Origin of the sequence: Serratia sp. NPDC087055 (assembly GCF_044900985.1) — a bacterium.
Classification (GTDB): domain Bacteria; phylum Pseudomonadota; class Gammaproteobacteria; order Enterobacterales; family Enterobacteriaceae; genus Serratia.
In genome coordinates, this window is the sequence record NZ_JBJDOG010000001.1 from 1,302,851 (window position 1) to 1,319,560 (window position 16,710).

The 16,710-nt window shown below is 54.5% G+C and carries 11 protein-coding genes; 3 read left to right on the forward strand and 8 right to left on the reverse strand.

All coding sequences use genetic code 11. The annotated features are described in order from the left end of the window. Positions 1 to 372: 372 nt before the first annotated feature. The 8 genes from dcp to ACI2J2_RS06140 form a co-directional block, all read right to left on the reverse strand. Positions 373 to 2,571 carry a peptidyl-dipeptidase Dcp gene (gene dcp, locus ACI2J2_RS06105; RefSeq protein ID WP_404759669.1) on the reverse strand — a complete coding sequence of 733 codons (2,199 nt, stop codon included), beginning with the start codon at positions 2,569 to 2,571 and terminating at the stop codon, positions 373 to 375. Positions 2,572 to 2,855: 284 nt separating this feature from the next. After that, positions 2,856 to 4,481, reverse strand: coding sequence for a thiamine pyrophosphate-dependent enzyme (locus ACI2J2_RS06110; RefSeq protein ID WP_404759670.1), 1,626 nt, complete (start codon positions 4,479 to 4,481; stop codon positions 2,856 to 2,858). A 45-nt stretch (positions 4,482 to 4,526) separates the two neighbouring features. Beyond that, on the reverse strand, positions 4,527 to 5,879 hold the full coding sequence (gene hpaX, locus ACI2J2_RS06115; RefSeq protein ID WP_404759671.1) for a 4-hydroxyphenylacetate permease: 1,353 nt from the start codon (positions 5,877 to 5,879) through the stop codon (positions 4,527 to 4,529). A gap of 330 nt (positions 5,880 to 6,209) precedes the next feature. Next, complete coding sequence (gene xdhC, locus ACI2J2_RS06120; protein WP_404759672.1) at positions 6,210 to 6,983, reverse strand: xanthine dehydrogenase accessory protein XdhC; 774 nt, start codon at positions 6,981 to 6,983, stop codon at positions 6,210 to 6,212. Beyond that, positions 6,976 to 9,369 (reverse strand): xanthine dehydrogenase molybdopterin binding subunit, encoded by a 2,394-nt coding sequence (gene xdhB, locus ACI2J2_RS06125; protein ID WP_404759673.1) that lies wholly within the window; start codon positions 9,367 to 9,369, stop codon positions 6,976 to 6,978. The genes xdhC and xdhB overlap by 8 nt, the downstream gene beginning before the upstream one ends. Continuing rightward, a complete protein-coding gene (gene xdhA / locus ACI2J2_RS06130; RefSeq protein WP_404759674.1) occupies positions 9,362 to 10,792 on the reverse strand; it encodes a xanthine dehydrogenase small subunit in 1,431 nt (476 codons plus the stop codon). The genes xdhB and xdhA overlap by 8 nt, the downstream gene beginning before the upstream one ends. Then, a complete protein-coding gene (gene guaD / locus ACI2J2_RS06135; RefSeq protein WP_404759675.1) occupies positions 10,789 to 12,120 on the reverse strand; it encodes a guanine deaminase in 1,332 nt (443 codons plus the stop codon). The genes xdhA and guaD overlap by 4 nt, the downstream gene beginning before the upstream one ends. A 314-nt stretch (positions 12,121 to 12,434) precedes the next feature. Then, positions 12,435 to 13,607, reverse strand: a complete 1,173-nt coding sequence (locus tag ACI2J2_RS06140) for an ROK family protein (protein WP_404759676.1) — start codon at positions 13,605 to 13,607, stop codon at positions 12,435 to 12,437. 100 nt (positions 13,608 to 13,707) lie between these two features. On the opposite strand from ACI2J2_RS06140, the gene ACI2J2_RS06145 reads away from it, so the two are divergent. The 3 genes from ACI2J2_RS06145 to ACI2J2_RS06155 are packed head-to-tail and all read left to right on the forward strand — an operon-like array spanning position 13,708 to position 16,705. Beyond that, on the forward strand, positions 13,708 to 14,958 hold the full coding sequence (locus ACI2J2_RS06145) for an extracellular solute-binding protein (protein WP_404759677.1): 1,251 nt from the start codon (positions 13,708 to 13,710) through the stop codon (positions 14,956 to 14,958). 9 nt (positions 14,959 to 14,967) lie between these two features. Further along, positions 14,968 to 15,876, forward strand: a complete 909-nt coding sequence (locus ACI2J2_RS06150) for a carbohydrate ABC transporter permease (RefSeq protein ID WP_404759678.1) — start codon at positions 14,968 to 14,970, stop codon at positions 15,874 to 15,876. Further along, the gene (locus tag ACI2J2_RS06155; RefSeq protein ID WP_404759679.1) at positions 15,866 to 16,705 is read left to right on the forward strand and encodes a carbohydrate ABC transporter permease; all 840 of its coding nucleotides are present in this window, start codon (positions 15,866 to 15,868) and stop codon (positions 16,703 to 16,705) included. Before ACI2J2_RS06150 ends, ACI2J2_RS06155 begins: the two co-directional genes overlap by 11 nt. The last annotated feature ends 5 nt before the right edge of the window (positions 16,706 to 16,710 follow it).

The following is a 16,710-nucleotide window of genomic DNA, read 5'->3' on the forward strand; positions in this document are numbered from 1 at the left end:
GGGCGCGGTTTTTTTGAACTGCGCCCATGATTCAAACCTGTTGTTCGGCGTAATAGTTCTCTATGTGCTCTTGAGCTTGCCGCCTGAGTTTTTCGGTGGCGGGAAAACCGCTATAGGGAGCATAAAAAGTACAATCCAAGTAACAAATAAAGCCAACCCCAAATAAGGGTCATCTTTTAACGACCCAAAAGAAACAAACAGAAAGAAAAATGAAAATGCCATTATTAACCCTGCTTCATGACGTCTTCTTTTCACCTTGCTCTCATCCAGAAACAACCTGGAATTCGTCAACGATAGGTAAATGTTAAATTTATTAAATAACAAGGGCGTAATTTATTACGCCCTTGTTCGTCGTACAGACATCACACTATTTTATTCGTCTTTCAACCCACGGTTAATCAGCATGGGTTCGATGCTGGGTGCTTGACCGCGCCAGTCGATATACAGTTTTTCCAGATCCTGGCTGTTGCCACGCGACAACACCATGTCGCGGAAACGCTGGCCGTTCTCGGGGGTCAGGCCACCGTGTTCGGTAAACCATTGGAAAGCATCATCCGCCAGCATTTCTGTCCACAGATAGGCGTAGTAACCAGCGGCATAGCCGTTACCCCAGATATGTTTGAAGTAACTTGAGCGATAGCGTGGCGGCACATAGCTGAGATCGATTTTGTCTTTTTGCAGCGATTCGGCTTCGAACTTGTCCACGTCCTGTTGCGGTTGATCAGCACTCAACATGTGCCAGTGCATATCCAGCAGCGCCGCAGACAGCAGCTCGGTCATGTCATAGCCTTTGTTGAATTTGTCGGCCTTTTTGATTTTGTCGACCAGTTCTTGCGGCATCGCTTCCCCGGTTTTGTAATGCTTGGCGAAGTGCGCGAACACTTTAGGATCACTGGCCCAATGCTCGTTGAACTGTGATGGGAATTCAACAAAGTCACGCGCCGTGTTGGTGCCGGACAGGCTTGGGTATTCCTGATCGGCGAACATGCCGTGCAGCGCATGACCAAACTCGTGGAACATGGTGATCACATCATCATACGACAACAACGCAGGCTGGCCTGGCGCAGGTTTGGTGAAGTTGGCAACATTGTAAATCACCGGCTTGGTACCTTTGAGCTTCGACTGTTCGACAAAGTTGCTCATCCAGGCACCACCGCCCTTATTGTCGCGCTTAAAGAAGTCGGTATAGAACAATGCCAATGATTTACCGTCTTTATCGAACACCTCATAAACCCGCACGTCCGGTTGGTAAACCGGGATATCTTTGCGTTCTTTGAAGCTGATGCCGTACAGCAGATTCGCAGCATAGAACACGCCGTTGTTCAGCACGTTATTCAGTTCGAAATAAGGTTTGATCTGCGACTCATCAAGGTCGTATTTTGCTTTACGAACCTGTTCTGCGTAGAACTGCCAGTCCCAGGCTTCAACCTTAAATCCACCTTTCTGCTGGTCAATCACAGCCTGAATGTCTTTGGCTTCACGTTCTGCACGAGCGGTCGCCGCAGGAACGATGTTACGCATAAAACTCAGCGCGGCATCCGGTGTTTTGGCCATCTGGTTTTGCAGTTTCCAGGCTGCGTAATTCGGGAAGCCCAGCAGTTTGGCCTGTTCAGCCCGAACCTTGGCCAGACGAGCGATTGTCTGGCGAGTGTCGTTAGCATCGCCTTTTTCTGCCCGGTTCCAGGACGCATCAAACAGCGCTTTGCGGGTATCACGATCCTTCAGGCTTTGCAGTTCTGGTTGCTGGGTGGTGTTTTGCAGCACCAGCAACCACTGTTTATCCAGCTTACGTTCGCCGGCGGCCTGGGCTGCGGCGGCCAGTTCGTTTTCCGACAGGCCGTCCAACTTGCCTTTATCGGCGATCGCCAGCGCACCGTCTTTGGTTGCGGCCAGCAATTTGTTGGAAAACTGGGTGCTCAGCGTCGCCGCTTCCTGATTCAGCGCCTTCAGCTTGGTTTTATCGGCGTCGGACAGATTGGCCCCCGCCAGCTCGAAGTTCTTGTAGGTCACTTCCACCAGTCGGCGAGATTCCGCATCCAGTTTTAGTGCGTCACGCTGTTCATACACAGCCTTGATACGGGCAAACAGTTTACTGTTAAGCATGATGGCATCGTCCAACGCCGCCAGCTTCGGTGAGCTTTCTTCGTCCAGCTTCTGTAACGCGTCGCTGGTGTTGGCCGAGGTCATGGCACCAAACACGTTCATCACTCGCGACAGCAATGCGCCACTTTGCTCCAGGGCCACAAAGGTATTTTTAAAATCAGGCTTGGCCGGATTGTTGGCGATCTTCTCCACCTCCTCCAGTTTTTGCTTGATACCGGCGTCAATCGCCGGCGCATAGTCACTTTCTTTGATCACATTAAACGGCGGTGCCTGGAATGGCAGGCGACTTTGGTAGAAGAACGGGTTTTCGTTCTTTTTGTCGTGCTGGTTGGCTTCGCCGGTCACGGTAGCCTCCTTTGCCTGGCCGCTTGGCAACGCGCTATGATCCGCGTGCGGGTTGGTCTCTTCTGCTTGTGCCTGTGTGCCCAGCGCCATGCCGATCGCCAGCACCAATGTCGATAAACGCATCAAATCGAAACTCCTCCATGTTCACAGAATAATGTCGTGGGGGAGCTCGTCTCCCCCTGAGTCACATCCTAGCTTAGGCGCAGTTGGCAGTTTGAGCAAAAACAAGTGATTAGAAGATTCGGTCGACACCGGGCCACGGTTTCATAAAGTCCAGCAGCGTCCGTTAATGCCACTGCTGTTACTCTGGGCACTAAGCGCATTCGCTTCAGCGCTGTTTAGCCTTTGGCTGCAAAAAACGCCATCAGCGTGAAATTTGCACAGAGTACCGCCTAAATTGGAACATGCTACTGCGGGGCTTGAGGGTGGATAAATGGCCAAGGACTGGCTTCTGATCCTGTCTCAACAGGCACCTCGATCACCACAGGCCGTTCGGCGTTCATCGCCTCCACCAACCGAGCTTTAAGTTCACCAGGCGTCGTCGCACGATAGGCCAAGGCACCAAAACTTTCCGCCAGTTTGACAAAATCCGGATTTTTTAGCGCAGATCCCAGGTAATGTCCTTGATAGCTATCCCGTTGATCACGTAGCACATTGCCATAAGCGGCATTATTGAACACGATGGCGATCACATTAATGCCATGTTGTACTGCCGTCGCCAACTCTTGCACTCCGAACATAAAACCACCGTCACCGGACACCGAGATAACCACCTTATCTGGATGCGCCACTTTGACGCCCAGCGCAGTGTTGTAGCCAAACCCCAGATTGTCCTGATAGCCGCACGTCACATAATGACGCGGCTCATACACCGGGAAGGCAAAACGGGCGGTAAAACCTACCTGGCTAACCTCTTCCACAAAAAAACCATCCCTCGGTAACGCGGCACGAATGGCATTGAGATAGTCAACCTGCGGCTGTACGCAGGAGAAACGTTCTCTGGCCTGCTGGTTTAACCGGCACAGCGCTGCACTCCGATCCACCGGCTGCATAAGCGGCAGTGCCGCCAATAACGCCTCAACACCCTGTTGCGCATCCGCAACAACAGCAACGTCGGGTTTGAGCCGAACCATTTCGGTTGGGTCAATATCAATACGTATCACTTTCAAATTCTTTGGTAGCCAGCGCCAGCGCATAAATTGCAGCTCAAGCCGGCTACCAATACCGATCAACAGATCGGTCTGTTGCCAATAGTCGAACCCCGCGACAAAATTAAGCGCATAAGGCGAATCGTCAGGCACCACACCCTTACCGGAACGATGAGACGTCACCGGGGCTTGTAATCGCCGAGCCAGTTCAGCCACTGCGGCCCCCGCATCGACAGCACCACCGCCAACCATGATGAGCGGGTTTTTGGCCTGAGCTATCAGGCTCGCCGCCGCTTCTATCGCCGCAGGATTAACCGCCGGTGCCGGGCGCGTATTGGCTAACGGAGTCTCCGTCTCCGCACCCTGCATACCGAACACATCCCACGGTGCTTCGATAGCGCCAGGCCCTTGTCGTCCCGATAACATATGGCCGATCACCTCCGCCATTTCCGAACCCGCTTCTGTGACATGGTTGACCCGCCGGGCGATCTTGGTGATTCCGCTCAATGTATTGAGTTGATCCGGCAATTCATGCAATTGCCCACGCCCCTGGCCAATCAGGTGAGACATGATATTGCCCGTCAGACACAACACTGGAGTGTTGCCACCATAGGCGGTACATAATGCAGCACCGGAATTAAGCACTCCTGGGCCGGGCACAACGGTATAAGCACCGATACGGCCCGTGGACTTGGCATAGCCATAAGCCATGTAACCCGCGCCCTGTTCATGACGAGTGTGAATGAATCGAACCTGCTCCCGCTGTTGATAGAGAGCATCATTGAAATCGTACATATGTGCACCCGGGATACCAAATACCGTATCTATGCCATGCGCGATCAGCGAGCGAACCATGGCCTGACCTGTGGTTGCTGTATTTCCCATTATTGCCTCTCCGTTGTTAACCTATCCAATTTCAAGTGGGTTGCCTCAACGAGGTCTGAACACCGAATTTGATGCATTACCCTTCGGTAAAGGTTTTTCCGTCATCGGGATGACCGTGATAACCGCGGCACCCACCAACAGCAATATGCCCATCACGCCAATGCCTGCAGAAAAACTGCCTGTCATATCATGCAGAACGCCCAATAGCACCGGACTGAACGCCGAGCCGAGATTGCCGATAGCGCATATCAATGCAATGGCTAACGCCCGCGATGGCGCGGCGATCACTTTATCCGGGGTTGTCCAAAATATCGCCATAGCGGTGAAGGAACCGGCGGACGCAAGAATAATTCCGGTAAGTTGCCAAAATGGTTGGGTAGAGATAATGGTCACCAGCCAGCCTGCTGCCGCAACGGCAAACGGGAACCAAGTGTGAAATTTACGTTCTCGAAAATGGTCGGAACTTAAACTCCACCCCACCATTGCCAGCACGGTACAAAACTGTGGGATAGCTGCCAACAGGCCAATGGTTTGATTACTGCTGCCCTGATTCATGTTTTGCAGTATTTGTGGGGTCCAGATATTAATCGCGCTCAGGGTATTGGTCAGGCAGAAATAGGCCAGTGCGTATAGCACCACCACCGGCGTAAACACCGTTCGCAAACCAGGACGTTGTGTGGACGCTACTCCCCTGTATTGCTCTGCCGCAAGCATTTCACTCAACCGCGCCTTTTCTGCAACGGTTAACCAGCTTGCTTGCTGCGGGCCATCATCCAAAAAATGCCAGGTCACGATCCCCAATACCACTGCAGGAAGCCCTTCCAGCAAAAACAACCACTGCCAGCCTTTCAGGTTCATTACGCCGTCCAACGCCAGAATATAGCCGGAGAGAATGGATCCCAGCATCATAGTGATCGGCATGGCAACCATAAACAGGGCGTTGGCACGAGCCCGGTAGTAGGCCGGGAACCAGTAAGTGAGATACAGCATGATGCCGGGGAAAAAACCGGCCTCTGCGACACCCACAATCATACGCAGGGCGTACAGTGATAGCGGCCCGGTGGCGAACATTGTCAGGGTAGACGCTACCCCCCAACACACCATGATAGTGGCAATCCAGCGTCGGGCACCAACGATGCCCAGCATGACATTGGAAGGAATTCCAAACGTTGAATACGTAATATAAAAAAGCGTGGCTGCCAAGCCAAACATTGTGGCGCTCAAGCCAAGATCTTTGCCCATGGTTAATCCGGCAAAACCGATATTAATCCGATCGAGAAAAGAAAATACAAACAAGATAAATAAGAAAGAAATAAGACGTTTGAACAGTTTTCGGATAATGACATGATCATTTTCCGTTGTTTGTTTGGCGCTCTCTTGCACGGTAAACGAATTCATACCTGCTCCTGGATGGCATATCCACGGGCCAGACGGCTTGGGTACTGGCACCGTCCACCACGACTTTGATGTTTGCGCCATGACGCGAACACCATCATTAACATGTTAATGAATAGAGGTATACATAGGGGGAAATAAAACCGCAAAATTATTTAGGGGAACTTGTGACTTGCTTAACGATTTTCAATTTAAATATAAAACATACCGTTAGTTAATTAACAACAAAGGCTATTTTGTAAATTAATTAATATCAGAATTCGTTAATTTATTTATAAACAATAAAAAATTCTCATTCCCTGTTATGAAACAGGGATATTATGCCAAGGTTGACTAAGAGTATAAGCGCCCATAACAGGCAATGATCTCCCCGGCTACCGCCACCGCAATTTCCGCTGGCAGCTTGCCTTTCACGTCCGGCAGCCCCAGAGGGCAACGCATACCGGCAATCGTCTGTTCACTGATACCGCGCTGGCCCAGTTTATATTCGAAGCGTTTGCGTTTGGTCAGTGAGCCGATCAGGCCGAAGTAACCGGCATCACCACGGCGTAAAATGCGTTCTGCCAGCGCCAGGTCTAATGCGTGATCATGCGTCATGACGATGAAATAACTCCCTGCCGGCATGGCATCGACCATCTCCAGCGGGTCTTCACAGATCTGTTGTTGAACCCCCGCCGGGATCAGTGCAGGGAACTCCGCAGCACGACCATCCACCCAATGCACCCGGCACGGCAGTGTGGCAAGGATGGTCACCAACGCCCGGCCCACGTGTCCTGCGCCAAACAGCGCAATCTGTGGTCGAGGGGATATCAGGGGTTCGAACAGCACGTTGGTGGTTCCACCGCAACATTGTCCCAGCCGAGCCGCCAGAGGGAAGCGCTCCAGTCGCAGCGTGGCAACGCCCTGCTTGAGCATGTCGCGGGCGATCGCTAACGCCTGAAACTCGAGATGACCACCGCCAATGGTATTCACCGCCCGTTCCGCGGTTACCAGCATTTTGGTTCCACGGTTACGCGGCGTGGACCCCAACTCATCCACCAGCGTCACCAGGATGCAAGGCTCGCCACGCCGCCGCTGCTCGGCCAAAGCCTCAATCCATTCATCCATTGCCGTTCTCCCGCGCCAAGTTAGCGACAATGTCACTATTCAGCATCTGCTGTACGCCCCACAGCACCCGCTCTGGCGTGGCCGGTGCGTCAATGTTGGGCTGCAGGCGGTAATCCGTCAGGCTGGCCACCGCGTCTTTTATCGCACACCAGACCGAGATCCCCAGCATGAACGGCGGCTCGCCCACCGCTTTGGAGTGGAACACCGTGTCCTCCGGGTTTTTGCGGTTCTCCAGCAGCGTGACGCGCAGATCGGCAGGCACATCGCCAATCGCCGGGATTTTGTAGCTGGCCGGCCCGTTGGTCAGCAACTTGCCCTTGTCATCCCACACCAGTTCTTCGCTGGTGAGCCACCCCATGCCCTGCACAAATCCCCCTTCCACCTGACCAATGTCGATCGCCGGGTTCAGTGAGTCGCCCACGTCGTGCAGAATATCGGCACGCAACAGCTTATATTCACCGGTCAGGGTATCGATGACGACTTCCGCGCAGGCCGCACCGTAGGCAAAGTAATAAAACGGATGGCCGCGGGCTTGGTCACGATCGTAGAAAATCTTCGGCGTGCGGTAATAGCCGGTGCTGGCGAGTGAAACCTGATTGAAATAGGCCTGCTCAACCACCTGTTCAAAGCTGAAATAGTGCTCTCCTACCTTAACCTGACCATTATTGAAGGCGATCTGCGCGGCATCGACACAATGTTGTTTGCTGAGCATGTCGATCAGGCGTTGCTTAATGGTCAAGGCGGCATTCTCCGCCGCTTTGCCATTCAAGTCCGTGCCGGACGACGCCGCCGTTGGTGAGGTATTGGGTACCTTGCCGGTATCGGTGGCGGTGATTTGGATACGCTCAACCTCTACCTGGAACACTTCTGCGACAATCTGTGCCACCTTGGTGTTCAACCCCTGGCCCATTTCGGTGCCACCGTGGTTGAGTTGAATGCTACCGTCGGTGTAAATCAGTACCAGCGCCCCGGCCTGGTTGAGGAAGCTGGCGGTAAAGGAGATGCCGAACTTCACCGGCGTCAGCGCCAGCCCTTTCTTCAAAATCGGGTTTTGTGCGTTGAAGTGCCGAATCGCCTGACGCCGCGCCTGATAATCGGCGCTGTGTTCCAGTTCAGCGGTGATCTCTTGCAGCAGATTCTGCTCAACCGGCTGATAGTAATGAGTGACATTGCGCTGTTCCTTGCCGTAATAGTTGGTTTTGCGCACCGCCAGCGGATCGTCCCCCAGATAGCGGGCAATATGATCCATGACCTGCTCAATTGCCATCATGCCCTGCGGGCCGCCAAAACCACGGTAGGCGGTATTGGATGCAATATGGGTTTTACATCGGTGCCCCGTAATCAATACATCCTGCAAGAAATAGGCATTATCGGCGTGAAACATGGCACGATCGACGATAGACCCCGAAAGATCGAGCGAGTAACCGCAGTTGCCTGCCAGGTCGATTTTCACGCCGTGCAACAATCCGTTGTCGTCAAAGCCGACGTCATACTGGATATAAAACGGATGACGCTTACCGGTAATCAGCATGTCGTCACGGCGATTAAGCCGCATTTTGGCCGGTCGTCCAGTGAGATGCGCCACCACGGCACATAAACACGCCGGGCCTGCGGCCTGCGTTTCTTTGCCACCAAAACCACCGCCCATACGACGCATGTCGATAGTCACTTTATGCATGGGCAGATTGAGCACCGCAGCGACCAGTTTTTGTATTTCTGTCGGGTTCTGGGTCGATGAATAGACCAGCATGCCGCCGTCTTCGACGGGCAGCACCGAGGCTATCTGGGTTTCCAGATAGAAATGCTCCTGTCCCCCAACGTGCAACTCACCCTGAATACGGTGCTTCGCTTGCGCCAGTGCCCCCTCGACATCACCCCGTTGATGATGATGGGCCTCCTGTACCACAAAACCATCTCGCAGGGACTGCGTGACATCCAACTGGGCGGGTAAATCCTGATAGGTTACGCTGACCGCCTGCGCAGCGCGCCAGGCGGTCTCGGGATCGTCCGCCGCCACGACCACAATCACCTGCCCGACGTATTCCACCTCCTCTTTCGCCAACAGCGGATCGCCGTGGGTTAAAGGTGCGATATCCAACTCGCCCGGCACGTCCTGCCAGGTGATCACCCGCACCACACCGGGAAAATCGTAACAGGCAGACAGATCCAGTTTTTCTATACGGGCATGCGCCCGTTCGCTCAGCTTGGCCGCCAGGTGCAACTGGTTGGGAAACTCCAACCGGTCGTCAATGTATTGTGCTTCTCCGCTGACGTGTTTGTCGGCGCTTTCGTGTTTACGGCTCCGTCCCACACCGCTGGTCAATGACTGACGGAATCGTTCGGCCAGTTGCGCCTGCGTCTGTTCGCTGTATTTGCGATTACTCATGGGCAGTCACCTCGATCGCCAGCTGTGGCTCGGTCAATGCGATGAAATAGCGACGCAGCAGATTTTGCGCCACCAGCAAACGGTAGGCGCTGCTGGCACGAAAATCGCTCAGCGGCGTAAAGTCTTGTGCCAACGCCTGCGCAGCCCGTTCCACCGTGGCGCGCTGCCACGGCTGCCCCACCAGTTGTTGTTCGCTCAGCAAGGCGCGTTTTGGCGTTGCCGCCATGCCCCCAAACGCCAAACGGGCGTCACGAATGACACCTTGGTCAAGGGTGAGATTGAAGGCGCCGCAGACCGCAGAAATATCATCTTCCAGCCGTTTAGAGACCTTCCAGGCGCGGAAATCTGCCGGCGCGCTGGCTGGCAACAGGATATTTTCAATAAACTCTCCCGGCTGCAATGCGGTCTGGCGGTAGCCCAGGAAGAAGTCGTTCAACGGCAGTTCACGACGCGCCTTACCGCAGCGCAACGTCAGCTTCGCATCCAGCGCTAACAGTAACGGTGCACCATCACCAATCGGGGATGCGTTGGCGATATTGCCGCCCAAGGTGCCCTGATTGCGAATTTGTTGCGAAGCAAAACGCCCCAACAGTTCGTCAAAGGCCGGGTGATAGCTGGCCAGTAGCGGGTATACATCGCTTAACGTCGCCCCGGCCCCGATGATCAGACGCTCATCCTGCCAACGGACGCGCTTGAGCGCGTCAATCTGCCCAACGGCGATCATCAACGGGATATCCTGATGACGCTGAGTGACCTCCAGTGCCAGGTCGGTACCGCCGGCCAGCAGTTTGGCCTCGGGGTGTTGCTGATACAGCGTCGCCAGTTCATCGAGGGTTTGTGGCAACAGGCAGCGTTTGCCCGCGGACGCCACCAACGTCGCCGGGCGTATCGCCTGTAAACGCTGTCGCGTTTGCGCCTGGTCGCGTTCGAAACTGTCGGGCGTTTTGGTATTGCAGGCCTGCTGCGCCGCGGCCAAAATCGGCCGATAGCCGGTACAACGACACAGATTCCCAGCCAACGCGTGCTGCGCCTGTTCAGGCTGATAGCCTTCACTGTTTTTTTGCAGACAAAACATAGACATGACAAATCCCGGCGTGCAAAAACCGCACTGTGAGCCATGACAGTCAACCATCGCCTGCTGCACGCTGTGCAACGCCCCCTGCTGTTTAAGATCCTCTACGGTGATCAGCTGTTTGCCGTGCAGCGCACTGACGAAAGTCAGGCAGGCGTTAACGCTGCGATAGCGCAATTGTTTGCCGTCCGGCTCCGCCAGGACGACAGTACAGGCGCCACAGTCACCGGAAGCGCAGCCTTCTTTGGTGCCGCAGCGGCCGAGATCGCGACGCAGATAGTTCAGCACCGTCGTGTTGGGATCGAGCGCTGTTTCACTTTTCAGCGTTTGATTAAGCAGAAACTGGATCATGCAGCCTCCTGGTGCGTGGTTGGCCGATAGACCACTTTACCGTCGACGTAGGTACGGTAAACGTTGCGATCATCGCCCAGCGTCATCAGCACAAAAAGTTGTTCCGCTAACTCGCGGCTGTTCTCATGGCGCAGCTTCTGCAACGGTGACACCGCAGGATCCAGCACCACAAAGTCCGCCTCTTTGCCAATGTCAAAGTTGCCGATTTTATCCTCCAGCGACAGTGCCCGTGCACCGCCCAGCGTGGCATGGTAAAACGCCTCGCAGGCGGAGAGTTGATAGTGCTGCAACTGGCCAACCTTATAAGCCTCACCCAGCGTTTGCAGCATATTGAACGTGGTACCGGCGCCAACGTCGGTGCCGATGCCCAGTTTCACCTGTTTTTGCCAAGCCTTTTGCATATTGAACAGGCCACTACCAAGGAACAGGTTGGAGGTCGGGCAAAAGGCGATCGCCGAGCGGGTCTGGCATAGACAGTCCCACTCTTGCTCTTCCAAATGCAGGCAATGGGCGAAAACGCTCCGCTCCCCGGTCATTCCATACTGATGATAAACATCCAGATAGCTGCGGCTGTCCGGGAACAGTTCTTTCACCCATGCCACTTCATCCAGGTTCTCACTCAGGTGGGTGTGCATATAGGCATCAGGAAACTCTTCCCGCAGCCGTTGCACCTGTGCCAACAGGGCCGGTGTGCTGGTAGGGGCGAAACGCGGTGTAATGGCATAACTCAGCCGTTGCTTACCGTGCCAGCGTTCAATCAACGCACGTGTTTGTTGGTAACTCTCCTCCGGGGTTTCCAACAGGGCGTCCGGGGCGTGGCGATCCATCATCACCTTGCCGGCGATCAAACGCATATTGAGTGCTGCTGCCTGACTGAACAAGGCTTCTACCGACTGCGGGTGCACAGTGCCAAATACCAGTGCCGTAGTCGTGCCATTGCTTAGCAGTTGTTGTAGAAAAAACGCCGACATTTTGTCGGAATGCTGTTCACAGCAAAACTGGCTTTCTGTCGGAAAAGTATAGTTTTTCAGCCACGCCAGCAGTTGATCGCCATAGGCACCAATCATTTCGGTTTGCGGATAATGAATATGGGTGTCGATAAAACCCGGCACGATCAGTTTGTCACGGTAATGGGTAACCTCGCACCCCGGCGGCAATAGCGACTCCCCCTGCTGCCAGCTACCAAACCAAACAATGGTGCCTTCATTCAGCAGAATTAATCCGTCAGGAAGATGGCGTAATTGTCGACTCAACTGTTGCGGGTTATCCACGCAGGCAGTGATATCAAAGAAATTGCCACGGATCGCCGTGGTGAATGGGATGCTCATTTTACTTTCCTTCTCTACAGACCAGCGCACAACACCCGGCTGAGTCAATTCAGGCCAGGGCGTGATCGCGGTCTTTTTATCGATCGCAGGTGTTGGTTTAAGAATAGCAATCAGCGTGCCAATGGGTTTTTTATTGATAATTTCCATTTAAAAACAAAGCGATAAAAACAAGTCACTCAATATTCTTAGTCAAGGAAAATAAGCCAAGAATAAGCAAACGGTTGCATTTAAATAGCAACCGTTTGCTTATATTGTATTAATTGAGCGCGCGCACCAATATCGGGCAAGAATACAAATGGGGGTAATAGAATTTATTACTTTAATAGCACTTCATAGCGAGGGTTAAACTCATCAAACAGGGGCAAGGCTGCGGCGCCTAATGCGGCAGTATCCGCGCCCGTCGTCCCCAGCCGCACCCGCAGACCGTCAAGGTATTTACTGCGTACCGAGCGGTGCAACGGCGCAAGCCGCTTGATGAGCTGCTCGACAAGGCTTTCCGGCATCAGACCGCCAATAATCACGGCTTCAGCGTCAAACATACACTCAATAATGTTGATCGCCTGACGTAACGCCGGCACCGCCGAATCCAGCCATGTGTCTATCTGCCCCTGCGGCAATGCCAGTAAGTCCTGCGGTCTGGCGCGCATCGGATCCAACCCGCAGCTCTCATAGGCCGCCTGTAATGACACATAGCGTTCCAGGCATCCCTGGTTGCCGCAATAGCACACCCGGCCACCCGGTTGCACAATCATGTGGCCGACCTCACCAGCATTGTGCGCATGGCCGGTATAAATTCGGCCGTCGGTGAAAATCCCCGCCCCCAGCCCGGTGCCAAGATACAAATAAATAAACGAATTAAGCTGCCTGGCGATACCGTGCAAACGCTCGCCAATCGCCGCAACGGTGGCGTCGTTCTCGAGCGTCACCGGCAGGCCACTCTGCGCGTTAAGTTCGGCCACTACATCAATATTTTCCCAGCCGTTCAGCGTGGTCGGCCCAACGGAGGAAATACCTTCGACGCCAAACGGCCCCGGCATCACAACGCCGATCCCCAACATTTTTCCCCAGCTCAGATCCGGCTGCTGGCGCATTTCTTGCAGTACATCACAAATCAGTTTCAAGGTCGCAGCAGGTTGCGGCTTTTGCACCATAATCAGCCGGTGGAAACGAACGCTGCCTGACAGATCAACGACGATGATCAGCAGTGACTGATGATCCAGATGGATGCCGATGGAATACGCACTGTCTGGGTTCAGGGTCAACGGCGTGGCCGGTTGGCCCCGCCCGCCGGCACGACGCGGCAGGTGCGAGGAGAGAATACCGGCCTGTTCCAGTTCTGTTGCAATGTTTGAAACGGTTTGCGGCGTCAGTGAGGTCAGCCGGGCAATTTCGGCACGGGTCAGCTCACCGTGCAGACGGATAGCCTCTATCACTACGCGCCGGTTGTGTGCACGAGCATGTTCAAGGTTAGTGCCGGAAGTCGTCATAACTGCCTATGCAGAAAGGGAAATCGTCTTTGCAGTATGGTGCCCTCTAATAAAGCAATCAAATTGATTTAAGAATCTTTTTAACACCGGAGAACGCACAATGAAAAGCCATACCCTTGCCGCTACGGCAGTCTGTACCCTTTCTGCCCTGGCCCTCAGCCTGTCATCCGCCTATGCCGCCCCAACGCAAATCAATGCGTTATTTATGACCCAGGCGGCCTACAGCGAAAACGACATCCGCGCGATGACCGCGGACTTCAGCAAACAGCACCCGGATATCACCGTTAACCTGGAGTTTGTTCCTTACGAAGCCCTACACGATAAAATCGTTGCCGCGCGCGGTGCCGGCAGTAACGGCTATGATGTGGTGCTGTTTGACGCTATCTGGCCCGCGGAATTCACCAAATTCGGCCTGTTGCAAGACGTCACTGCGCGCATTAGTGCCGACGACAGCAATAAAATCTTTGCCGGTGCCATGACCACCGTGACCTATAAAGACAAACGCTGGGGTATGCCGTGGATCCTGGACACCAAATACCTGTATTACAACAAAGCCATGCTGGCCAAGGCCGGGATCGCAGCCCCGCCGAAAACCTGGCAGGAGCTGGCGCAACAGGCCGAAATCCTGAAACAGAAAAACGTGGTCAAGTACCCGCTGGTGTGGAGCTGGTCACAGGCCGAGGCGCTGGTATGCGACTACACCACGTTGGTGTCTGCCTTTAAGGGGCAGTTTATCCAGCAAGGGAAAATCACCTTCTCTACGCCAGGTTCGCTGCAGGCTGTCGACTATATGAAAGCGTCGCTGGACAAAGGGTTAACCAACCCGAACTCCCGCGAGTATCTGGAGGAAGACGTGCGTAAGGCGTTTTCCAACGGTGACGCCGCCTTCGCGCTCAACTGGACCTACATGTACAACATGGCCAACGATCCGAAGCAAAGTAAAGTGGCCGGTGACGTCGGGATCGTCCCTGCGCCTGGCTCGGTGGAAGGCCAGGTCTCCGCGGTGAATGGGTCGATGGGGCTGGGCATCGCCAAAGCCAGCGCCCACCCTGACCAAGCCTGGCAGTACATCAGTTATATGACTTCACAGCCGGTGCAAGACAAATACGCCAAACTGAGCCTGCCGATCTGGAAGGCGTCCTACGACGATCCGGCGGTACAGAAAGGCCAAGAGCCGTTGATTGCCGCAGCCAAACAGTCGTTGAACGTGATGCTGTCGCGCCCTGAAACCGCCGATTACTCCCGTTTGTCCAACGGATTGCAGCAGGACCTGCAGCAAATCTTGCAGGGTAAAGTCACGCCGCAGGCCGGGCTGGACGCCGCGACCCAAAGCGCTGCGCGGTTGCGTTAAGGAATGACAATGCTCACTTTTCCCCAACGTGAGCGGCGTCAGGCATGGGTGCTGTTAGCACCCATGCTACTGATGATGCTGCTGTTAACCGCCTGGCCGCTGGCCCGTACGCTATGGCTGAGCTTTACCGATGCAGCGCTGGTGGGCGATGGCGTAACGCCGGCCTGGGTCGGTATGGACAACTTTTTTTATGCGCTGACCGATTCGGATTTCCAGGCTGCCCTGTGGCGTACATTGTATTTCACCCTGGTGTCAGTGGCATTTGAAGGCGTGATTGGCGTATTGGTCGCGTTGCTGCTTAACCAAAAATTCCATGGGCGTAACCTTCTGCGGGTACTGGTTATTCTGCCCTGGGCGCTACCCACCATCGTTAATGCCACCATGTGGCGGCTGAATTTCAACCCGGATTACGGCAGTATCAACGCACTGTTGACCCAGCTTGGCGTAATTGATCACTACCGCAGTTGGCTGGGCGATCCCGCTTCGGCAATTAACGCGGTGATGCTGGCGGATATTTGGAAGAATTACCCGCTGATTACCCTGCTGACGCTGGCGGCGTTGCAATCCATCCCAGACGATTTGTACGAGGCTGCGCGGCTGGACGGGGCCTCTGCCTGGCGGCGGTTTCGCGCCATCACCCTGCCCGCCATTCTGGCACCGCTGGCGGTGGCTCTGGTATTGCGTACCATTGACGCCTTCAAGGTGTTCGACATTATTTACGTGATGACGCGCGGCGGGCCGATGGACAGTACCAAAACCCTCAGTTTCTTCGTGTATCAGGAATCATTCAGTTATCTGCGCGCCGGCAGCGGTGCCGCCTATGCGGTGTTGATGACGCTGTTGTGCGGGTTATTGATCGCGCTGTACATGCTGATGCTGTTCCGTCAGCGCCGAAGGAGCCTCGCCGATGAAGCGTAACATTCGTTTGGTGCTGCGCTACAGCGCCGCGCTGCTGCTGGCAGTTTCAATCCTTGCGCCCATGCTGTGGCTGTTTCTGATGAGCGTCAGTGCCTCGGCCTATCTGACGCGAGTGCCCCTGGAGTGGCTGCCGCGTCAGTGGGACTTTTCGCGCTACGGCAGCCTGCTGTCATTGCAGCCCGGCCAGCCGGGTACCTTGTTTCTGCACGCGCTATTCAACAGCCTACTGGTGGCCTGTGGCGCTACGCTAATTTCATTACTGTTGGCGATCCCGGCAGCGTTCAGCTTTTCACGCTACCCAGGACGCGACGGTTGGCTGTTTGCCAGCCTGGCCATTTACATGGTGCCCCCCGTAGCTTTTGTTTTGCCGCTGTACTTTATTTTGCAACAGTTAGCCTTGTTGAATACCCATATTGGCTTGGTGCTGGTCTATTGCTCGCTGATCTTGCCGTTCCTCACCTGGATGCTAAAAAACCAGTTCGACGCCTTGCCGATAGATATCGAACAGGCGGCGCGGTTGGATGGGCTGCGGCAATGGCAGGTGTTGTTACGCATCACCCTGCCGCTGGCCAAACCGGCACTGGGCGCCTCCGCGCTGTTTGGCTGGCTGCTGGCCTGGGACGAATTTTTCTATGCATTGCTGTTCACCAGCAATATTCAGGCACAGACGCTACCTGTCACCATTGCCGGCTTCACTGCCGGGCGCGCCACCGATGACGGGTTGATCGCCGCCGTCGGCATTCTGGCCGCCATTCCACCTCTTTTTATTGCCATCTGGCTGCAAAAAACGCTGGTTAGCGGTTTAACCAGTGGCGGCAGCAAGGGCTAATTTAT